The sequence below is a fragment of the Pedobacter gandavensis genome, assembly GCF_032678465.1.
Classification (GTDB): Bacteria; Bacteroidota; Bacteroidia; order Sphingobacteriales; family Sphingobacteriaceae; genus Pedobacter; species Pedobacter gandavensis_B.
The window spans coordinates 187,354-209,281 of record NZ_JAVTSK010000008.1 but is presented as its reverse complement, the minus strand read 5'-3'; the positions used below and the strand labels follow the sequence as shown (position 1 = coordinate 209,281).

Sequence of the window (21,928 nt, the reverse complement as noted above, 5' to 3'; positions counted from 1 at the left end):
TTAATTGTTAAATTACTGGGTAATCTTCAATACGCCATTAATGGTATGCAGTACCCCATTTCCCGTCAGCACGTCTTTTTTTGTCAGCGTAATCATGGCAGTATTTCCGGTTCCTTTTAATTGAATTCCACTGAAGTTTCCCGAAACGGCAGGATCTGGAATCAATTGCAACTGGACAGAGTTTCCATCTAACATGGCTTGTTCGCTTTTTCCTGTAGCACCAGTGCTCAATATATAATCGTATACAAAGCGACGGTCGCTTAAAACATGGTACTTCAGCAGGGCTGCAAGCGCAGCAGGATCTGCATTGTTAATTTCTTCCAGCGAAGAAAGTCCATACTGGCTCATGGCGTTATTATCGGCTGCAAAAATGGTGTATGGCCCTTTGCCATTCAGCAATGTTGTTAATCCTGCTCTTTGAATAGCCTGATAAAAAAGGCTCAGGTTCCTGTCGGAAGCCATAGATTCCAGAATCAGCTCATGGCTATAGGGTTCCAGCAGCTGATTCACTACCTGGATCAAGCCATTGGACGCTTTAATATTTTGCGCCAGCACCCGGGATCCATTCACAGTCAGGATGGTATCTGGTCCTTTTACCCAATGGGTTACAAATATTTTCCCTCCATTAGCAGAACGGATTTCCTGGTTAAAAAGAAAGGGCAGTTTATTCAGTTCATACCTTCCATTTAGCACATGGTAATTCATGATGGCAGAGATTCTGGCAGGATCAGCACTAAGAATAGCCACCGGATCCGCGAAGCCTGCTTTCTTAAAGGCATCATCTGAGGCTGCGATCACCGTGAAAGGCCCATTCTCCTGTAGCTGTGATTTTAAGCCGCTGCGGACCAATCCGGTATTGAAAATAGAAAGGTTAAAGTTATCGGCAATTACCGCAGCAATCTTATTGTTATCCTGGCCGGTAATGGTCTTATCCTCCTTCTTACAACTGGTCAATGAAATGCTCATTGCCAGCAGTGGTAAAAGGAAATATTTAATATTTTTCATTGTGTTTAATTTAGGTCTAAATGTTATTCCCGGCATTACAATTTGAATCCCCTGGGCAGAATGAGTCGGTCTACAATGTGAACTGGCCCCATCAGCGTATTGATGTCTCCTTCAATAATTTTTGCTGGCGGATAATCTGATCCTTTAACTTTTACGGTCACCTGCCCAGCTTCCTTACCAAAATCCAGCGGCATAATGTAAGGCGATACAAATGAGGTAAAACCAGCGGTAACCAGGGTATAATCTGACAGCAACACATTATTGAGGTCGTTCGTATAAAAATTACTGATGTTCTTTACTCCTCCACCGTAACTTGGATCATAGGGTGCAAAGCTGGTTCCCCAGCGATGATAACCAATTAGCGTATCTGTGGCAAAACCTCCTTTAACAGAATAGGTATCCCAATCGACATAGGGCAATGGATTCCTGTTGTTGAGTTCCATGAGCTCATCTACGGTTTCAAAACCTGCCTGATGGAAAGCATCATCTGTGATCGCAAAAATGGAACTGAAAGTGATGTTGTAATAACCAATATCGGCGACCACCATTCCATCTTTGAAGTTCCGTTGAATGATGTAAGAAGTCAGTTCCTGGTACCAGGCATCAGCCCGTTCATTCAGTTCCAGATACATACCAAAACGCCCGTCTTCCTCCAATACCTGAAGAATGGTTTTTCGGGGTTGATGTAAAACCTTATTAATCGGCCATAAAACTCCATTTTTTGTTTGGGTAGGTGTAAATTCTCCTGCAGCCTTACCATTGATAAAAAGCGATTTTCCAGCTAATTTGAGCGCCTGGATATAGAAATAAGGATCAAAAAGGGAAGCACCGGAGATCACTGGCTTTACCTTGAGAAAAGAATTCTGCAGCAAGCTTTTTGCCATAAAATTATCTTCCCGACCGATGAAATCATCCGGATTATAGTTCCCGGTTAGCACATGGTACAAAAGAATACTATCCAGCAAAGCTGGTTCAGTCTGTTTGATTTTTTCCAGCGTCAGGCCATCAGCAATAAAGGCTTCATCGGTAGGCACCAAAACGGTAAATGGTGTTTTGTCGTTTTTTTCCTTCAGGATTTTATCCAGGTTACTCCGTTCCCATGCTGCTTTAAAAATAGTATAGGGACTAGCGGTAATCGCTTGTTTCAGACTGGTATTAATTTCGGAGTAAGGGACCTTTTCGCCTTCTGGCTCTGGCATAAATTCTTCTTTCCTGCAGGATGCTAATAAAACAAGGAGGAAGCAAAGTGTCAGTATATGGTTCAGTTTCATCTGTATCATCTTTAGATATATCAATTTTTTAAGGCTTGTTCGGGCATTAACAATAAACCCTGGGCATCGTGTACAATTCCGTTATTGCAGAGGTTATCCGTTAAGCCAGGAACTGGTAATTGAATTACCCCGTATTGATCATAAGGATATTGTTCTGCGGTTCTGAGCCCAACCGTTCCTGTGACCGCCTTGGTATAGAAATTACTTACTGTAGATAAACTGATTACCCAATTGTCTCCATCAACTTTTCTTACCATGAACTGTTCTTTATTATTGACTTTGAAAACCTCAAAATCCGAGAGAAAAAAGTGTTTCTTCTCCAATACATAGGCACCAAACAGGCGGGAACCATAATATTCCTGAGGATTCATAGCCTGTATGCTGGCTTCGGTGATTTCTGCCGCTTCAAAGAATTCGTTTCTAATGGCAAATACAGTGTATGGTCCAGAGCTTGCAAGCTTATCCCAAAGACCAAACTTCTTTAATCCAGCCACAAAAATGCGGTACTGAGGCCTTTTAACCAGCCAATCCTGCACCGTACTTTTCGGATTATTCTTCATCACTTTATTGAGCATATGCAAAGTCCCATTGGCCAAAGGCACATCTTTTTTAATGACAGTGGAACCGTCGAAATACAGGTCGTTGGTAGGAAAGTCGCTGTTTCCAACCGCATATCCCGCCATTGATGCAAACACTTCCGTGCCAGCCATGGTCAGGTAACGTACATCTACACCATTGTGTGGCACATCATCAAATAGCAATCTTTCATTGAGGATATGGCGTTCCACCAATCCTTTTAAACTGTCCGGATTCATTTTATCCAGGTCTGAAGGACGCTGAATGCCAACCGCCTTAAATGCTTCGTCGTTGGGCACCAATAAGGTAAATGGTCCAGTTGTTTTTAACTTTTCAAGCAGTCCGGATTTCTCTACTGCGGCATAGAAAAGTGTCATTTCATAGTTGTTTTTTATGAAATCCGCCGCCGTTCTAAAATTTTCATTCTCCTTTTCAATTTCCAGGTCATCGTGTTTACAAGACTGGAAAACCATTAGCAAAACCGGAATCAGGAGCAGTATAATTTTTATATATTTTCGAGTGTTCATGGATTTGTTTAATAAATAGGTGCTGGATATTTCCGCTGAATGGTAGTCAGATACACATTACCATTGACGATTTCTATGGTATTTACCGTAGCAAAAGACCGGGGGTTGTATTTACCGGAATGGATATTGACAATCATATTTGGGAGTTGAGCCGCATTATCATTCCCTTGTAAATGTGATTTTCCGTCCCTCATGCAGTTGATGGGTGCCCAGTTTTGATCCGTATCCATATTGAAGGATTCATAAGGATTATTTTCCGGATTCATACCCAGCGCCATTAAGTCAAAACGTTGCCAGATATTGGTATAAATGCCATCGGATTTTGGATCTGCAAAAAGCGGGAAACTGTAGTACTTACTCACTTCCAGCACTTCAGAATTTCGGGTTAACCTACCCATAAACTTACTGGTACGGCCGTAAACCGGCTTGAGCATGTTGAGGTCGCTCGTATATAAAGAACTGAAAATGTTCATATTTTCTCTGATGCCGAACCTTAGGGCTCCCGATTTTTCATAACCGGTTTTTACAGCATCATCTGCTTGTTCAAAACCTTTAGCAGACATATTGTAGAAATTAACATAGACCAGTGAATCCGATAAAGAGAGCTTTTGAAAATTCTCCTTTCTCAGGTATATCCCGTTTTTCTTGGTGTCGAAATTCTTCTGTAAGACATGAAGGGTATAGATTTCTTTGGAATCCAGCACCATAGTGGTGTCTATAAGGACATTCTTTTTTAATTTACTATCCAGATTAAAGAAAGGGACGTTGTTTACAGGCCTGAACATAAATACGACACGATGTTTACCCGAAGGAATCTGTGCCCAGCTGCTCAGGTCGAAACCATTTAAAACCGGGCCTACCAATACATTTTCCTTACCTGGATATTCCGGATTTTTATACGACAGGTTACTACCTACATGCGAAGGATATGGTGGTGCATAAGGTTCCCTCTGGTCAAGAAAATCTCCGGTAATCGCCGCTTTTACCGGCATCCCATCTGCATCCATTTCTGGATCGATCAGCATGGTTAAAAAAGGGACAGCTTCATCTTTATTGTTCAGTCCGATCGCATAATTCAGGTTATTGAACACCCTTAAATAGGCAGGGTCTTCTATTTTTGCGTAATCTACTTTACTACATCCGCAAAGGAACAGCAGGAGGATGGCAGCGCAGTATAAAAAAGGTTGTAATCTTAATTTTGGCATAAGAAGGGCTATTTACTGTGTTTGACAATGATCATTCTGGCATTTCCAGTAGAATTTTCTGAAGATTTTGTATTTCCTATGAGTGCGATGGTGTAAAACCCAGGTTCATGATTGGGCAGTTCTCCTCGAACATAGAGTTCTGGTCTGGCGATCAGGTCTCTTCCACTGAGTATAGGAATGTCACTGGCCCAGGTTCCTGGAACTACATTAGGCAAGGAGCGAAAAGCCATAATCTGATAGGGTTTAGCCTCTGTATAGGGTCTTACATAGGGATATTCCACAGGTACTACACCTGGTCTCAGGTTATTTACTGCAGTAGTGTTGAAACCAAATACACTTGGAAATGCCTGGGCATTATTGGTGGTTAATGTCAGGTAAGGCATATTCGGGCAAAGGTTCAGGAAACGGATGGCAAAAGGAAAATCCTGTTTCCTTCTCAGATAGGAGGCATCATCTGTCGCAGGATCTACATAAACACCACTCAAATCATTCGCCACAGTGGCAATACTGGCTTTTCCATTTACATCAGGATATACCCAGAAAGTATGATTGGTATTCGCGTCCAGTTTAAAAGTACTTGTGGCAATTACTGCTCCTGCAGCATTTTTTGCTTCCACCTGATAATTTCCAATCAACAAACGTTCCTCTTCTGTATGTGCGGAATAGTCTATCGCTTTATCCAGAACCTTCCCGTTTAGACTGATTTGCAAGCCATTAATTCCGGGCATAGCATTTACGGCCTGTAATCTTCCATAGCTCAGGTTTACCGGATCAGCGATGTCGTTAATGATCCTGAATCCATTCTGAAACCCGGTTACTGTTTCTCCAGGATTTCCACTTAAATAAGGAATGGTAAATAAACGGGCAGCAATTACAATGGTATAAACGCCACCAGGCGCATAAGTTTTAATTGGCGCATAGGTTAGCGTGGTACCAAAAATGGTTGAAGTTGCGGCATTCAACACATCAGGTCCTACTCCTGGAACCTGGATCCCGTGTTGGTTGAGTACCTTGAACTGAACGGTGCCATAAGGAACCTCTATATATTCCGAATACTGACCAGGTTGAATGTTATTGGTTTTTGAACTTACCGCTGTTCCATCTGCCCAGGTCAGGCTCATTGGTCCCAATAGGTTTTCCATACTTTGGCTGGGAAGCACAGTAGCTGCAAGGTTCAGTATCCTGATTTTAAAACTGGATGGATTTACAGGACCTGCCACGGACCTTGGCACTTTAACGAAATCTGGCTGACCGCTTACCTCAAAATCCTTGGTTGGCAGCAGGTAATAATCCAGGGCTTCCTTGATTTCTTCCTGAACATCAAGGATTAATGGTTTACCTTCCATAGCATAACTTCTTGTTTCCAGCAGTATTTTTGCTGCACCATTATTTAAAAGCTGCTGAGGGATAGACCAGGTAGTACCTAATCTTCCATTATCCGGGAAGAAGAGTGTACCCGGATATTTACCTGCCAATGGATCATTCACCCCCCTAACCACATAATTGGTCAGCGTATCTCCATTTACCTGTACCTGATTATAACCTGCAAGGTTTACAATTCTTAGAGAAGAGCTCTTTCGAGTATCAGTTACTGCCCGGTTATCGTATTCAAAATCTGTTTTCTCCTTTTTACAGGCCATAGTAGCAAATAGCAGGAAAAACAGGCTGTATTTTTTCAATTCTTTCATTGTTAAAACAAATTATAAGTGAATCCCATCATAAATTCGCTACCTCTTTTATAGCTCCGGTTCAGGTATTCATTGCCATACCAGGTACCACCGGTTCCAGGATTGGCATACACCGTTTTGATGGATGGATTAAGGAGATTTTTCATATACCCTTTGAAAGTGACGTGTTTGAGTACGCGCTGACTGAACACAAAATCCAGAAAAGGTACAGGTCGGGTATATAAATCCGGCTCTCCGGTCAGGTTGATCTGCACCAACCTTTCTCCTACCATATTGAAAGTGCCGGTAAGGCTGGTTCCTGAGCGCTTGTTATTATAATTCAACCAGCCATTCAAAGAGTAAGGTGCCTGTTCAAACAAAGGGCTGTTTTTTGGCGTATGTCTATCCAGGGAACGATTGGCTTCCAGTCGTTCTGCAGATTTCCTGATCTCACTTTGTGCGAGTAATAAGTTGGAACCGATGAAGAAGTTCTTGAGTGGATCCCAGATTAAGCCCAGGTCTTTTACAATTTCCAGCTCCAATCCCCATACTTTACCAATATTCGGATCATTTTCAAACCTGATGGTTGGGTACTCTGGATAAGTTGCTGCCAATCCACCGGTTTGAAGACTGAATACTTTGTACAACTGGTTTTCAATACGCTTACCAAACAAGGAAACTGCGATCACCTCTCCATTATTCGGGAAATATTCCCATCTGAAATCCAGATTCTGCGTATGTTGATTGATCAAATTTGGATTACCAACTACCAGCCCCATCTGGAAAGCATCAAACTCAAATACATTGGTAATTTCTCTGAGTTCCGGTCTGGCCAGGGTAGTGTTATAACCTGCCCTGAAATTCATTTTGTTATGCAGGTTATAGGTGGCATTTAGAGAATAGTATGGTTTGTAGCCTACTTTGTAAACGGAATTCGGACTGGTCAGCGACAATGGAATTCTTGTTCCTCCAGCTCCTGGTGCAGTTAAAGCGGGATCCAGGAATACACCAGAAGTATCTACTGCAGATTGGATATTGGTAGATTCAAAACGTACACCACCAGTTAATCTTAAATCTTTGGTAACTTTTAGGTCAACCATCGCATAAGCAGCCTTGGTTTCAAAGAATCCGGTGTAGTTGTTGGGCGACTTCTGACTATTGTACAAAAAACCGCCAACTGGTGGCGCTCCTTCTCCAGTACCTCCTGCCATTGGCCGGATTCCAATGACTTCTGAACTCACCAGTCGATCTAAATTACCTTCCACACGATAGAGTGGCAAAGAACCCATAGAAGAAAAATTCGAACCAGGTAGGAAAAGTACGTTCTCCATAAAATTACGATCACGGTTCAGGTAATTGAATCCTGTTTTGAACTCCTGTTTTTCTCCAAAAAGTTTAAAAGGAATACTCAGATCTGCTTTGTAATTGTAATTCGTTTCATCCAGATTGCGGTAACGTCTTCCGTTCGGTTCAGCCTGGATGATGCCATAGGCACCAAATCCGTTCACATATCCAGAAGAAAGCGCATACAAATGATCTGTATACACATATTCTCCATTGGAATTAGCCGGATCTGTAGAGGGTTTTGTATAATAAGCACCTCCTCTTGGCCTATAATCCGCCAGTGTTACAAAACGGTAATCCGGATCATTTTGTCCGGCTTTTGAACTGGCCACATTATAACTCAAAACCGGGCTGTATTCTCCTTTCAGAAATTTATGTTCTCCCTGAAGATTGAAGGTATTCAGCGTACGGTAGGACTGTTTTAAAGAATAAATGGTACTATTTACCTCCCCAGGTAAGCCGGTATACTCATATCTGCCAAACATATTAGTGGCTTGTGTTTCTCCACCCCAACTGCCCAGGTACTGTACACTGATCTCATGTTGCGGATTGAAACGGTAGGTTAAACCTAATAAGGTTCCATAGTTCAGCGTTTCTATACCCGTATTTTCTTTATAGGTCTGGTACTTACCCATAAACAAACTGTTTGGCGTGATGTAGTTGGGGATATTCCTGGGGCTGCTGACTTGCGGATTTCCGGTGACTACCCCCTGGTAAATACTATATTGCTGAATGTCTCCCCCCGAAATATCTGTAGTCCGACGGTAGTAATTTGCCCCTGCAATGACACCCAGTTTGTGCTTTTTAAACAGGGTATAACTGTTTCCAAAAGTTGCAGAATACAATTGGTTGAGTGGTGATTGTTTGTAGCCAGTGGTCAGGACAGGATCGAAACCTTGCATAATGCGATTGATTCTATTCACTTCCTGCCTCATTTCCGGACTGTAACCGCTATTGGCAATCATGTTCTGAATCTGAGGCAAGCCTCCTTTATACTGTTTAGCGAGGTTTAGAAAGTCCTGGGAAAGATTTTTCTTGTTGATTTTCTCAGCCAAAAAGCCCATATCGCTATTGTAAAAACTATTGTGCTGGCCACCGATACCTATATTGGAATTGAATCCAGACTGGATGACCATATCGAAGACCATGCTATCAGGAACAGATTTTGTTTTCAGCTCCACAATCCCCGCAGCAGCATCTGCTGGTTTATCAGGGGTTACGGTTTTGTAAATCGTGATGTTGTCTAACAGGGAAGCCGGGACCAGATCCAAGGGAATCGAACTCCGATCCGGATCAGAAGAGGCTAAACGAACGCCATTCAACTGTCCGATCACACTTCTATCCCCTAAACCACGAATGGCTACGTATTTATCATCGGTGATGGTCACGCCGGAAACCCGCTGTAAAGCCTGGGTAGTGGTAATACTTCCGGTACGCTCCATTTGTACGGCAGAAATACCATCCTGAACGATGGCTGATTTTTTTCGTTCATTCAGAACTGCGGCTTCGGTATTCGCTTTTCTTCTGGCCTGAACAGTTACTTCGCTCAGCTGTGTAGAAGAAGCGGAAAGACTGATAAATAATGCTTTAGTTTGTGCATCTACTTTCATTTCCCTCGACTGATACCCCATATAAGAGATCACTAGAATCCCTCCATTTTCGGGAATACTGATCCGAAAGGCTCCATTTACATCTGAAGAAACTGCATTATTAGTCCCTTTTAATTTGATACTTACCCCAATTAAGGTTTCCTTGCTTTTCTGATCGCTGATGGTTCCGGTAATGATAATCGGGACAGGTTTACTATCCACTACAACATATCCTTCGACCAGTTTAAATTGCAAATCTGTATTGGCAAGCAGTTTATTGATGGCTTCTCTGACACTGATCTGATTGGCTACCAGACTGACTGGTTTTTTTACCTTTTGCATGGATTGCTCCCTCAGTGAGAAACGGATATTCCCTTCCTTACCGATGGCAGACAGCCCCTGTGCCAGTGTCACCTTTTCTAGTCGCAGGCTTATTTTATGATCAAGATCCTGACTCTTTACATTGCTGGCCAACAAGACACTTATAAAAGTAAGCTGAACCGCAATGAGGATAAAAGAGCATTTCATAATAAATCGAATTGAAGGATATAGTTTTAATCCTTTTTGCATATTTTTGAACATTACTGGTTAATTCGCTGCGAGGCGATGATCTGTGAAAAATTCCGTCACTGTTTACAGCGGCGGGTTGATTTAAACCGTTAGGACGTCGAAATCATACGGTTTATAGACATTAAATTCGTTCCCTGCTCTTCAGAGTAGGGAATGTTTTTTTGTAGACAATCTTACATAGCTATCCTTTCCTGCTTTTTTGTTTTAATAAATCTGTACTTTCCTTGTATTTTCGTCAATGCGATAATTGAAATGACCGGTTGCCGCCAGTACTTTCATGATTTTATGAAGTGGAACATCCGCTTTTAAAGTCACCGAGATCTTTTCCTTTTCTTTTGTTTTATTTTCAAAACTGAAGCTCACATTGTACCAGCGTTCTAAGGTGCTGCTGATTTCTTTGAGCGATTGCTGATGAAAGCTAAGCCGGGCATCCTTCCAGGAATTGATTTCTTCTGGGGAAACCTGGCCGTTGTTTACTTTACCCTGATGGTAGCTGATGGTTTGTCCGGGGCTTAGGAGGGCCAATTGCTCCATTTCCTTTCCTTCATATTGATCCACCCTAACCTTTCCGGTAGCCACTGCTACAATTAATGCCTGGTTCCTGAAAGCTTCAATCTTAAATGAAGTACCCAGCACCCGTGTTTGAATTGTGCCAGTCTGTACAATAAATGGTTGATTTGGATTGCGGTTAACCTCGAAGAAAGCCTCTCCTTCCAATTTTACCGTTCTGGATTTGCTTGTAAATTGCTCAGGAAAAATCAGCTTACTTGCTGCACCAAGAAAAACACGGGATCCATCTGGCAAAACCACTTTAGAACGTTGTCCTTTTGCATTGTTCAGTTCACGCATAGCAACCTGCTCCTTTACCAGAGTTTTTTTTGAAGGAAGAATTTGGTAGATGCCCAGGCCCAGGATCATCAATGCCAACACCGCGGCGTAACGGAAATAGCCAGGTCTAAGGATTGATTTATGAATCGATTCCTGAACGGCTTTGCGCTCTAATGCCTCAGCTTCATTCGTTTCCAGCTTTTGATAGAATTTATGTAATTGCAGGTCTATTTCATTAGATGAGTGTCCGCCCTCTTCCGAAAAGCCTGTCCATTTTTCAGAAAGCACTTGATCAAATAGTTCCGATGCCTCAGGCAATGACATCAGTATTTTCAATTCTTCTAACTCTTTCCCTGTACATTCCTGCTGGATGTATTTTCTGATCAGGTGTTTATTTTTGTATGCTTGGTCCATTCTTGTTGTCCTTCAACTACGATAACACGCTTATTGAAGGACACCACCTATCAAAAGGAAAAAAAACTAAATGATTTTAAAAGGGTGATATATCCCATTTGAGACAAGTAGTCTTACTCAATTATTATTAATAAATGAGGATAGCCCTACACGAGGATTAGGGATTTCAAGGACTGTGATCGTAATTTTAACAAACCATGAGGATATACACAAATTATCTGATTATCAGTATTGTGATAAAAATCAGCGTAAGGTCTGCATGCTCTTTCAGCTGTTGCCGGAAGAAATGAAGAGAAGCCACCATATAGTTTTCTACAGTATTTACAGAAAGGTCCATATCCCTGGCAATCTCTGCGTAGGTCATATTTTCTTCTCTACTCATTTGATAGACCTTTCTTCGCTGAGGACTCAGCTCGTTTAACTTTTGCTGATACATATGATCCAATTCCTTACACTGCAGTTCATGGTCGGCCGGGCGGGATGCTGGAATTCCTGTTTCAGTGATTTGCTCCAGGGGTATAGTACTCAGGATTTTTTTTCTATAATGATTGTATATGGCGTTTTTGATGGAACGATAAAGGTAGCCCTTTAGGTCATTTACTATCGTTATCTCTCCTTTCTTTTTCCAAAGACCTAGCATTACATCCATCGTGAGCTCTTCTGCCACAGCTGCCTCTTTTACATTTTTTAAGGCATAGCCATATAAGGGACTATAGTAACGTTTGAACAATACGTTATAAGCCATCGTATTCCCCTGACTATACTTTTCCAATAAAATTTTATCCCCTAATGCGTTAAATGTTTTCGACATACTGATATGAAAGAAACTCTTCGGAGCAAAAATAGCAGGTACAACCCGAGGGTATATTAAGGGAATATTAACTTATAGAGAAGACTTTAAACTTCTGAAGCAAGAGGATCTTGAGCAGAGCAGGAGCGAACAGAAGCACTAACTAACATAGAATAACACAGTTACAAAACTCAAGCAAGGAGATCTATTTACATATAGACATCAGAGTATCTATATGTAAATGATCTTTAACATCAATAAATCTTTACATACAAATACCAATATATTTTAATATCAAAACACACTGATATTAAAATATATTGACATAAACACAGCTCCTTTACCGCAAAATTTTACTTAGTAAGGAGCTAATTCTGCTACAGAACTCCTGAATTAACCTGATATTTGTATTTAAGAAAAATACCTATACTAGCTATGCAGCACCTGAGCACCCAAACCTTTGTCAATGATTTTACAGCAGCTTTTGATGGAGACCAAAGCGGCGATCCGCAGCCTCGTCAAACTCCTGGAGTTTTATACAGCAAGGTTTTACCAAGCCCGGTAAGGGAGCCTAAATTATTGGCATGGACCGCAGATCTTGCTGCCGAACTGGGTATCAGTGACCCTGACCAAAACGACCTGAACATACTTGCTGGAAATGCGGTGAATCCAACGATGAAACCATATGCTGCTTGCTATGCCGGGCATCAGTTTGGAAACTGGGCAGGTCAATTGGGTGACGGCAGGGCAATTACCCTTGGCGAATGGCCAGTAGCTGATGGCAAATCATGGGAACTGCAATTAAAAGGAGCTGGTCTTACCCCCTATTCCCGCAGAGCGGATGGTAGAGCGGTACTAAGATCCTCGGTTAGGGAATACCTGATGAGTGAAGCCATGTATCATTTGGGTGTACCCACTACCAGGGCCTTAAGTCTGGTGGCAACAGGAGATGCGGTGAGAAGAGATATGTTTTATGATGGCCGCCCTGCAGATGAACCTGGAGCTATCGTGATGCGCACAGCACCAAGCTTTTTACGCTTTGGTAATTTCGAAATGTTATCTGCCAGAAAAGAATATGATCATTTACAGCAACTTGTGGACTGGACAATTGAGCGGTTCTATCCAGAGCTGACAGGAGCTGACAAAACCTTACAATGGTTTAAAAAGGTGATGGAAAACACGGCAACGATGGTAGTTGAATGGCTTAGAGTGGGTTTTGTGCATGGTGTAATGAATACCGACAATATGTCTATTCTTGGTTTAACCATCGATTACGGACCTTATTCTTTCTTAGATGCTTACGACCTGAACTTTAGTCCGAATACCACTGATCATCCCGGACTTCGTTATGCCTATGGCAAACAACATTCTGTAGCGTACTGGAACCTGACTTGCCTGGCCAATGCAATTTCACCTTTATTTGAAGATCCAAAACCCTTAATTAGTACTGTAGAAAGCTTTGGTCCTATCTTTTATGAAAAGTTCTACGCCATGAAGGCAGGTAAACTGGGTTTAGATCAGGTCACAGAAGAAGAGGTTCAGCTTATCGACAACATGGAAAACTTATTGGCTGCAATTCAACCAGATATGACGATTTTCTATCAATTATTAGCAGATTTACCAGAAGATTTAAATGATAGTACAGGAATTTACAATTATCTCCAGCCATCATTCTACCATGTTTTAACAACAGCTGAGCAAGACTTACTTTATAAAAATATACTTGCATATCAGCATCGTATTGCGAGAAACAAGATTTCAGGAACAGAATCCAGCGCTGTAATGAAAGCCAATAACCCAAGGTTCATCCTGAGGAACTTTCTATTATATGAAGCGATCCAGGAATTAGAGAAGGGCTCTGATCTGCTTTTCAAAAAACTTCAAAAAGCTTTACAAACTCCCTACAGCAGGGAGCATGATGAGTTTTTTGCCTTAAGACCACAATGGGCAAATGAACAGCCTGGTAGCGCTACCCTATCCTGTAGCTCTTAATATGCAAATACATTACAGCAATACACCTTGTTAAATAGGAACATACTTCATTAACTCATAGAGGGAAAAGAAATCCCTTTGATCTTTCTGAATAATTCTACCGCATAGATATCCGTCATTCCGGAAATAAAATCAAGTACACTTTGAATTTTCGAATAGGTATCTGTTTTCTGGGTTAAAAACTGTTTTGGAATCAATTCCACCAATTTCTTATGGTATTTTGATTGGTTTCCTAAATAAGCAGGGATGAATTCTTCCAGTAGACCAGCCATTACTTTATAACCTGCTACTTCAATCTGAACCACTGAAGCATAATTGTAAATCTTTTTATAGGAAACCTGTTCAATTTCTTTCATAATGGAGAGAAATGGTTGTTCTATGGCATCCATCAGACTTTGGTTAAAATCACCATTTAAAATGGTTTCCTGCTGCTCATAAAAGACATTGGAACATAAACCGATAAGTGTACTGATCGATTTCGCCCTCATCAGGGTAATTTTAGCATCGTCATCTTCTATTGTTGCTAAACGCGCAGGTAGTTTAGGATCATTACACAAGGGCATCAACAGGCTTTCCACTTCTTCATAAGAAAGGATTTTAAGTCGATGGGCATCTTCCAGATCAATGATATTGTAACAGATATCATCTGCAGCCTCTACCAGATAAACCAATGGATGACGCTTATATACCAGCGGTTCGTCCTGTACTTTGATCAGCTCCATTTCTGTAGCAATCTTTTCAAAACCGCTTTGTTCCGATTGAAAGAAGCCATATTTTTTCGTGAAGATATTCGCTTTGTTATGTCCGGCAAGAGCAGCACAAGGATATTTAGCAATCGCAGCTAAAGTGGCATAGGTCAACGCGAAACCTCCGGTACCTTTTCCAGCAAAAGGATGGGTCAGGATCCTCAATGCGTTTGCATTTCCTTCAAAGTTAATCAGGTCTTCCCATTGGGCTTTGCTTACCTGCTGCTGATAGGCTTTGCCATCACCATTCGTAAAATAATAAGAAATTGCAGATTCTCCGGAATGTCCAAAGGCCGGATTCCCCAAATCATGCGCCAAACAAGCAGAAGCTATAATGTTTCCAATTTCACATAACAGCGGACAATTTTCATCTACATTTGGATTTTGTTCTTTAAATCTGTTATAAAATATCGTTCCTAAAGAGCGGCCCACACTGGCTACTTCCAGACTATGCGTCAGGCGATTGTGCACAAACACACTGCCCGGTAATGGAAATACCTGAGTCTTGTTCTGCAGCCTTCGGAAGGGTGAAGAAAAAATAATACGGTCGTAATCTCTTTGAAATTCTGACCTGGCTTCTTTTTGATTTCCAGCAAACCTGTCTTCATTTCCCCAACGTTTTGCCGACAATAATTTTTCCCAATTCATATAATGGATTAAATAGTATGCGCTTTAGCATTAAACTTGATACAATGGTAAAGGTAACAATGGGCTGATTAATGGCTATATTTACGGTTAATTTTTTTGCTAATGACACACAAAACCAACCTTATTTTAGCTTTATTGCTTACCCTAACCCTTTCTTGCAAAACAAAAAAGACCATCGTCACGCCCCCTGCTCCAGTCGCACAAGGTAGCGACAAAGAACTTGATAAAATGAAAAAAGATTTGCCTGATGATCAGATTGAACGTACAGATGGTGGAATCAAGTTTACATTTAGTTCGGAAGTTTTATTCCCTACCAACTCTTCCTATCTGACAGAAGCAGCAAAAAAGAGAATTGCCAATGTTGCCAATGTCATCAAAGATGAGCAAGCGAATCACATCCGCGTAGAAGGACACTCTGATAAAACAGGAACTGCAACTTATAACCAGTGGTTATCAGAAAAACGTGCAGTATCTGTAAAAAACTTCCTGATTAGCCAGGGAATTGCTGCAAACCGAATCAAAACTTTCGGTTTTGGAGACACCAAACCGGTGGCCGACAATACGACAAAAGAAGGAAGATTACAAAACAGAAGAGTAGAAATTACCCTGTTAAAACCATAAGGTTCTATTGAACACCTGAACTCCTAGCGCCGGAGGATTCTCCTCCGGCTCCATGCTTTCCGATAAAAAGCTCTTTCTTATTCCCCTGAATACTTTAAGTTTACAACTTTGAATACTTAGTTTTCAATTTTCAAACGTTTTGTTAAAACATTTGGATTATTGAAAATATGTTTATAGTTTTAAAGTAAGGAACATGAGTAAGAAAGAACTGGTAAAACAAAAGATCGGAAGATCAGCCATGCAATGCTTTGCAAAATTCGGATTGGATAAGACCACACTTGATGATATTGCCCAGGCAGTTGGACTCAATAAAGCATCGCTATATTATTACTACAAGAACAAAGAAGACATATTCATTGAGGTAGCGCTGAAAGAAGGTGAAGATTTTATTAATTCTTTACAGGAAGCCACACTACTCAAAGAGGGGATTGAAAACCGAATTGCTTTTTATCTGGAATCCAGATTTAATTATTACAAGAATGTCCTGAATATGAACCGCGTTTCTGTGGATACGCTGAATAAAATCTTACCTCGTTTCTTTGAACTGTACAATGCCCTGATGAAGAGGGAGAAAATATTTGTAACCCAGTTACTGGGAAAAGCTGTTGAGGATGGAGAAGTGAATATGACGGATTTGGAAAACACGGCTTCCGTTTTGATCAATCTTACTGATGCTTTGAAACATAGTGTAGAGCAACAGGCCATTTTAAAGGGAGAAACGGAGATTGATTATACGCAGAGTCTCCAGGATATTCAATTTCTGGTTACGCTGATATTTAAAGGGATAAAAAATAGAACTGCTATAAACACATAGTTCATCAAGATTAGCGCTGATCAACATGGAAGTTCTATTTGAGTAAGGGTGCTTGCACCAGTTTACGTTGATTTTTTTTTAAGAGAACCAAAACCAACCAAATATGAACAAGATCATGTTACTCAGCGTGATGCTTTATTTCTTTATGCCCAATTCCATATGGGCACAAAGCCTGATCAAGGGAAGCATTAAAAACAATGTGACAAAAGAACCCGCTTATGCGGTTTCTGTACGCATCAAAAACGGTACAGAAGGGACGTATACTGATGACCGCGGAAGGTTTCAACTGAAAACTTCCAAAAAACTACCCCTTACCCTACTCATTTCTTCAATTGGTTTTGAACCCAAAGAGGTCACCGTTCAAAGTTTCTCTGAAAATCTGGATATTAGTATTGAACCGGCATCTATGCTTGGACAGGAGGTAGTCGTTTCTGCCAGTCGAACGGTACAAAAGAAGCTGGCCTCCCCGGTCACAATTGAGCAAATCAGTACAAAAGATATTGTCAACTCTCCACAACTAAACTACATGGATATGATCCAGGGCCTTAAAGGTGTGGATGTAACCGTATCCAGTATCGGTTTTACCAGTATTTCCACAAGAGGTTTCAATACCAGTGGTAATACCAATTTTACGCAGATTGTAGATGGAATGGACAATCAGGCACCTGGCCTGAATTTCCCCCTAGGCTCCGCCATCAGTTTAACACAACTGGACGTAGATAACATAGAGGTTCTTTCCGGTGCTTCTTCTGCCCTATATGGCTCAAGAGGATTAAATGGTACAATGGTTATGACTGGCAAAAATCCTTTTAAATATCAGGGTTTAAGTGTGCTGGTGACCCAAGGTGTGAACCATGTAAACAATAAACACCATAATGATCCTGTACCTGCTTCTCCTTATTACGACTGGACAATTCGTTATGCAAAGAAAGTAAATGAAAAGTTCGCCTTTAAAGTAAATGCGCAATATACACAAGCCAAAGACTGGGTAGCCAATAACATGGACAATAAAAACGGTCCTGGTAATGCCTTAACCGATCCTAATTATGATGGTATAAATATGTATGGTAGTGCAACCAATGCCAATATTAATCCATTTCTGGAAGCAGCATTAGCAGGCAACCCCGATCTTGCTCCTTTAATTGAACCCCTTCTCACCAAACAAAACTATGTGGCCAGAACAGGATATCCTGAATATGGCTATCTGGACAATAAAGCCAAGCTATTTAAAGCGAATGCAGAATTAAGGTATAAATTCAATTCCAGATTGGAAGGTATTGTTTCCGGCACCTATGGAACAGGAAATGTAGTGTATACGAATGATACCAGGTATCAATTAAAGGGATTTAAAGTTGGTCAGTACCGTGCAGAGCTAAGAAGTGATAATTGGTTTGTTCGGGCCTATACCACTTCTGAAAACTCAGGACGCACCATCATTGCTGGTCCCACTGCACAATTGATCAATGAAGCATGGAAAACCAGCTATGACGGAGCAATGGGTGGTTGGTACCCTGAATATACAGAAGGGCTGATTACTGCACTTGCAGGTGGTGCTTCATTCCTGGATGCCAATCTTGCAGCCCGTAGTTTTGCTGATCGAGGTCGGCCTGATGTAGGATCCCCACGATTTAATCATTTAAAAGACAGCATCAGCGGCACGCCAATCTCTGAGGGAGGAACATTATTTTTAGACCGTAGCAAGCTTTACAATGCAGAAGCACAATACAATTTCGCAGAGGAAATTAAGTTTATGAGTGTGATTGCAGGTGTCAATTGGCGTTTGTATAGTCTGAATAGTAAAAACACACTTTTCCCGGATAAAAACAAACCGATTAATGTGAAAGAATACAGTGCATATGTCCAATTGGCTAAAAAGGTATTGGATGATAAGCTAAGTTTGAGTACTTCCTTCCGTTACGATAAGAACACCTTATTCACTGATCCAAAGATCACCTCCAGAGCTTCAGCAGTATATGAAGTTGCCAAAGAAAATTTTATCCGCTTCTCTTATCAGAATGCCTATAGTTTCCCATCCAATATCCAGGCTTTACAAAGCACACTTAATGGGGTCAACAGTTATTCTTCAGGGGGATCGTCTTTACTGTTAAACGGAACTTATGAATTTGACAAATACCCACCTTATACTTTGGAAAGTGTTGATAAATACCGTGAAACAGGTGATGCGAGTGTTTTAGAACGTTTCCATTACAATGACATTAAACCTCAATCCGTAAATGCTTTCGAATTAGGTTATGCGGCATTGATTGGTAAAAGAGTGATTTTTGATGTTCTTGGTTATTTCTCTACCTGGAAAAACTTCATCGGCTATGCCAATGTAGCCAATACGCCAGGAACGAATGACGTTACCGCCTTTAATGACCAAAGTACGTATGCAAAATACAATATTGCTTTTAATGGTGGACAAACGGTTAACACCTATGGATATGCTGCCAGTGTCAGTGTAGATCTTGGGTATAATTTTCTGGCCAAAGTGAACTATTTTTCTGATCATCTGAAAAATAAAAACAACAGTCAGGTGAACAACTTCAATACGCCAAACTACCATGTCAATCTGGAGTTTGGAAACAGCGGTTTTGGAAAGAGACAAGTATGGTCGTTCAACACCAGTCTACGCTATAAACCAGGTTATTTATATGCGGTTTCAGGTGGCCTTGCTACAGGAAATGTACCTAGCTCAGCAGTAATCGATGCACAGGTAAGTTATAAAATAATAAAAGCCCGCTCTGGCATCAGATTAGGCGCAACCAATATCACCAATAAATACTACTCTACCGGTATTGCCAATCCAAATATAGGAGCTGTTTATTATGTGACCTATGCTTATAATATTTTTTAATCACTAACCAAAAAGAACCAAATATGAAACCATCCATCCGCGCAGTATTCCTCCTATTCCTGGTTGCAGGATTATGGAGTTCCTGTACTCAAAAATCGGGCCCGCAGAGCCAGTATAAGACCATCCTGACCTTTAATCCAGGCGAAGAAGCTAAGATTGAAGAGGCCTTCTTATCCCTAAAAGATAGCACCAGTATCCTGCTGAAAGCGGGAAAATACAAATTTGATAACCTGAGCATTGCACAGGTGAATCATATTTTGATACAAGGTGAGGGCTATGATAAAACATTCCTTGATTTCTCCGGTCAGACTCAGGGTGGTGAAGGTATCCGGGTCACTGATGTGAAAGGCTTTACCATTGATGCGATGACCATTAAAGATTCTAAAGGTGACCTTTTGAAGATTAATAAAAGTCGGGATGTAACCGTAACCAACCTACATGCCGTTTGGAGCAAAGCAGATTCTACCAGCGGGGGCTATGCAATATATCCGGTGATGTGTAAAAATGTATTGATCGAAAACTGTTATACAGAAGGCTCTTCTGATGCTGGTATTTATGTAGGACAGACGGATAGTGCTATTGTTAGAAAATGTAAAGCAGCTAAAAACGTGGCGGGTTGTGAGATTGAAAACACGTCGAATGCTCAGGTGTATGACAACGAATTCTACAACAATACTGCTGGTTTCTTAATTTTTGATTTACCTGATCTTTCGAAAAGAGGTGGTCATGTAAAGGTGTACAACAACAATATTCACGACAATAACTTTAGAAATTTTGCAAAAGCCGGAAGTTTTGGAACCACATGGGGTGTAGGTAATGCTTCACCTGGTAGCGGAGTCATTATCCTGGCGGCATCCGACATAGAGATTTACAACAATAAGATTGTCAATAACAATACTTCTTCCATCACCATTGCCTCCGGTTTTGCCGTAGATGAAAAAGCAGGAGAAAAAATAAATGCCAATTACTCTCCTATTCCTAAAAACGTAAATATCCACGACAATACGATAGAAATGGGGCCGGCTTTTCCGAAACCTGCTTATGAACATCGTATTGGTCAGCTGTTGGTGGCTACTGAAGCTCAATTGAATAAACTGGATCCTACGCGCAAGAATAAAAGAATTCCTTTGATTATGTATGATGGAATTACCAGCAATATACTAACTAAAGGCACCGCACTGAACCCGGATTCAATCTGTATCAAACAGCCCGGCGACAATGTTTTCGTGAATGCAGATTTTCTAAATATTGCAAATCCTGCAAATTGGAAACCCAATACAAATATTAGCCCATTCCAATGTAAATAAACAATGCGAAAAACCTATATTTTTGGCTCCCTTATCCTGTTTGGCATTCTTTTATCAGTGCTGACGGAACAGGGATGCAAAAACAAAGCGACTGCAACCGCAGCAACAGATTTTCAGTTTAAAGAAAAGCTGTCTGATTACGGATTTTTTAAAGGTAGGCTGAATGAATTAAAACCGGATTCGGGTATCATTCATTATGAGCTAAGCACCCCATTGTTCACTGATTATGCGATTAAAGATCGTTTTATCGTTCTACCCCTGGGAACTAAGATCAAGTACACCGCCGATGGTGCATTGGATTTCCCAGATTCCACCATTATCGTTAAAAACTTTGCCTATACAAATTTAGAGCATAAAAAAATCATGATTGAGACCAGGTTATTGGTTAAAGACCCGAAAGATAAAAACTGGAAGGTGATGAATTATTTGTGGAACAAAGAGCAAACTGATGCAAAGAAACATATTGTTGGCGCGAAAGTTCCTATTACCTTATTAGATGATAAAGGAAAAAAATATTTCACCAATTACCAGGTTCCAAACACCAATGATTGTAAACGTTGCCATATTAAAGATGGGGTTTTAACACCAATTGGTCCGAAAGCCAGGAATCTGAACTTTACCATCCAAGGCAAGTCGGTCAATCAGCTAACCGACTGGGCTGCTCATGGCCAGTTAACAGGTTTACCGGAGCTGAGTAAAGTACATCAGTTACCAGTATGGACAGATACTAAACACTTTACGTTAGACCAAAGGGCTAGGGCTTATCTGGACATCAACTGTGCGCATTGCCATACTAAAGGTGGAGATGCTTACAATACGGGGCTATTTTTGGACTATACAGAGCAAAACCCGGATCACCTGGGCTTTAAAAAAGCACCTGTATCCGCTGGTGGTGGTGCTGGTGGATTGGATTATGATATTATTCCTGGAAATGCGGATCAATCGATTCTATATTACCGGATGAACAGTACAGAACCTGGAACCGCCATGCCAGAACTTGCGCGTACCTTAACGCATAAAGAAGGGGTCGCATTGATCAGAGAATGGATCAATAGTATGCCAAAAACTAAGTAAAAAACAAAAGCCCTGACATCCATCGGGGCTTTTGTATCAACTAAACCTAAACTTATAAATACTAACCAAATATTTATAGCGCA

General features: G+C 41.0%; 15 protein-coding genes. 6 read left to right on the top strand and 9 right to left on the bottom strand.

All coding sequences use genetic code 11. From position 1 onward, the window contains the following. Positions 1–12: 12 nt before the first annotated feature. The 8 genes from R2Q94_RS15995 to R2Q94_RS15960 form a co-directional block, all read right to left on the bottom strand. Entirely contained in the window at positions 13–1,005 is a 993-nt protein-coding gene (locus R2Q94_RS15995; protein ID WP_316822470.1) for a fasciclin domain-containing protein, read from the bottom strand. 35 nt (positions 1,006–1,040) lie between these two features. After that, positions 1,041–2,276, bottom strand: a complete 1,236-nt coding sequence (locus tag R2Q94_RS15990) for a fasciclin domain-containing protein (protein ID WP_316822469.1) — start codon at positions 2,274–2,276, stop codon at positions 1,041–1,043. Between the two features lie 20 nt (positions 2,277–2,296). Further along, entirely contained in the window at positions 2,297–3,379 is a 1,083-nt protein-coding gene (locus R2Q94_RS15985) for a fasciclin domain-containing protein (RefSeq protein ID WP_316822468.1), read from the bottom strand. An 8-nt stretch (positions 3,380–3,387) separates the two neighbouring features. Beyond that, positions 3,388–4,584, bottom strand: coding sequence for a hypothetical protein (locus R2Q94_RS15980; RefSeq protein ID WP_316822467.1), 1,197 nt, complete (start codon positions 4,582–4,584; stop codon positions 3,388–3,390). A gap of 8 nt (positions 4,585–4,592) precedes the next feature. Continuing rightward, positions 4,593–6,272: a DUF4397 domain-containing protein gene (locus R2Q94_RS15975; protein ID WP_316822466.1), complete on the bottom strand. Its 1,680-nt coding sequence runs from the start codon at positions 6,270–6,272 to the stop codon at positions 4,593–4,595. Between the two features lie 2 nt (positions 6,273–6,274). Next, the gene (locus tag R2Q94_RS15970) at positions 6,275–9,712 is read right to left on the bottom strand and encodes a TonB-dependent receptor (protein WP_316822465.1); all 3,438 of its coding nucleotides are present in this window, start codon (positions 9,710–9,712) and stop codon (positions 6,275–6,277) included. Between the two features lie 246 nt (positions 9,713–9,958). Further along, on the bottom strand, positions 9,959–10,996 hold the full coding sequence (locus R2Q94_RS15965; protein WP_316822464.1) for a FecR family protein: 1,038 nt from the start codon (positions 10,994–10,996) through the stop codon (positions 9,959–9,961). A gap of 214 nt (positions 10,997–11,210) precedes the next feature. Next, positions 11,211–11,807, bottom strand: a complete 597-nt coding sequence (locus tag R2Q94_RS15960) for an RNA polymerase sigma-70 factor (protein ID WP_316822463.1) — start codon at positions 11,805–11,807, stop codon at positions 11,211–11,213. 414 nt (positions 11,808–12,221) lie between these two features. On the opposite strand from R2Q94_RS15960, the gene R2Q94_RS15955 reads away from it, so the two are divergent. Beyond that, on the top strand, positions 12,222–13,778 hold the full coding sequence (locus tag R2Q94_RS15955) for a protein adenylyltransferase SelO (protein ID WP_316822462.1): 1,557 nt from the start codon (positions 12,222–12,224) through the stop codon (positions 13,776–13,778). A gap of 50 nt (positions 13,779–13,828) precedes the next feature. Here the strand turns inward: R2Q94_RS15955 and R2Q94_RS15950 are convergent, their stop codons facing one another. Beyond that, a complete protein-coding gene (locus tag R2Q94_RS15950) occupies positions 13,829–15,172 on the bottom strand; it encodes a deoxyguanosinetriphosphate triphosphohydrolase (protein ID WP_316822461.1) in 1,344 nt (447 codons plus the stop codon). A gap of 102 nt (positions 15,173–15,274) precedes the next feature. Between R2Q94_RS15950 and R2Q94_RS15945 the strand changes: the two genes are divergently transcribed. The 5 genes from R2Q94_RS15945 to R2Q94_RS15925 all read left to right on the top strand — a co-directional run bounded on the left by R2Q94_RS15945 (position 15,275) and on the right by R2Q94_RS15925 (position 21,845). Then, positions 15,275–15,793: an OmpA family protein gene (locus R2Q94_RS15945; protein ID WP_316822460.1), complete on the top strand. Its 519-nt coding sequence runs from the start codon at positions 15,275–15,277 to the stop codon at positions 15,791–15,793. A 193-nt stretch (positions 15,794–15,986) separates the two neighbouring features. Then, entirely contained in the window at positions 15,987–16,607 is a 621-nt protein-coding gene (locus R2Q94_RS15940; protein ID WP_316822459.1) for a TetR/AcrR family transcriptional regulator, read from the top strand. Between the two features lie 103 nt (positions 16,608–16,710). After that, positions 16,711–19,464 (top strand): TonB-dependent receptor, encoded by a 2,754-nt coding sequence (locus R2Q94_RS15935; protein WP_316822458.1) that lies wholly within the window; start codon positions 16,711–16,713, stop codon positions 19,462–19,464. Positions 19,465–19,487: 23 nt separating this feature from the next. Continuing rightward, positions 19,488–20,771, top strand: a complete 1,284-nt coding sequence (locus tag R2Q94_RS15930) for a parallel beta-helix domain-containing protein (protein ID WP_316822457.1) — start codon at positions 19,488–19,490, stop codon at positions 20,769–20,771. A gap of 3 nt (positions 20,772–20,774) precedes the next feature. Further along, the gene (locus tag R2Q94_RS15925) at positions 20,775–21,845 is read left to right on the top strand and encodes an SO2930 family diheme c-type cytochrome (RefSeq protein ID WP_316822456.1); all 1,071 of its coding nucleotides are present in this window, start codon (positions 20,775–20,777) and stop codon (positions 21,843–21,845) included. Positions 21,846–21,928: the final 83 nt, after the last annotated feature.

Excerpts from the sequence above, each read along its gene's own strand:
- R2Q94_RS15995 (WP_316822470.1), bottom strand. The coding sequence starts at position 1,005 with ATGAAAAATATTAAATATTTCCTTTTACCACTGCTGGCAATGAGCATT.
- R2Q94_RS15990 (WP_316822469.1), bottom strand. The coding sequence starts at position 2,276 with ATGAAACTGAACCATATACTGACACTTTGCTTCCTCCTTGTTTTATTA.
- R2Q94_RS15985 (WP_316822468.1), bottom strand. The coding sequence starts at position 3,379 with ATGAACACTCGAAAATATATAAAAATTATACTGCTCCTGATTCCGGTT.
- R2Q94_RS15980 (WP_316822467.1), bottom strand. The coding sequence starts at position 4,584 with ATGCCAAAATTAAGATTACAACCTTTTTTATACTGCGCTGCCATCCTC.
- R2Q94_RS15975 (WP_316822466.1), bottom strand. The coding sequence starts at position 6,272 with ATGAAAGAATTGAAAAAATACAGCCTGTTTTTCCTGCTATTTGCTACT.
- R2Q94_RS15970 (WP_316822465.1), bottom strand. The coding sequence starts at position 9,712 with ATGAAATGCTCTTTTATCCTCATTGCGGTTCAGCTTACTTTTATAAGT.
- R2Q94_RS15965 (WP_316822464.1), bottom strand. The coding sequence starts at position 10,996 with ATGGACCAAGCATACAAAAATAAACACCTGATCAGAAAATACATCCAG.
- R2Q94_RS15960 (WP_316822463.1), bottom strand. The coding sequence starts at position 11,807 with ATGTCGAAAACATTTAACGCATTAGGGGATAAAATTTTATTGGAAAAG.
- R2Q94_RS15955 (WP_316822462.1), top strand. The coding sequence starts at position 12,222 with ATGCAGCACCTGAGCACCCAAACCTTTGTCAATGATTTTACAGCAGCT.
- R2Q94_RS15950 (WP_316822461.1), bottom strand. The coding sequence starts at position 15,172 with ATGAATTGGGAAAAATTATTGTCGGCAAAACGTTGGGGAAATGAAGAC.
- R2Q94_RS15945 (WP_316822460.1), top strand. The coding sequence starts at position 15,275 with ATGACACACAAAACCAACCTTATTTTAGCTTTATTGCTTACCCTAACC.
- R2Q94_RS15940 (WP_316822459.1), top strand. The coding sequence starts at position 15,987 with ATGAGTAAGAAAGAACTGGTAAAACAAAAGATCGGAAGATCAGCCATG.
- R2Q94_RS15935 (WP_316822458.1), top strand. The coding sequence starts at position 16,711 with ATGAACAAGATCATGTTACTCAGCGTGATGCTTTATTTCTTTATGCCC.
- R2Q94_RS15930 (WP_316822457.1), top strand. The coding sequence starts at position 19,488 with ATGAAACCATCCATCCGCGCAGTATTCCTCCTATTCCTGGTTGCAGGA.
- R2Q94_RS15925 (WP_316822456.1), top strand. The coding sequence starts at position 20,775 with ATGCGAAAAACCTATATTTTTGGCTCCCTTATCCTGTTTGGCATTCTT.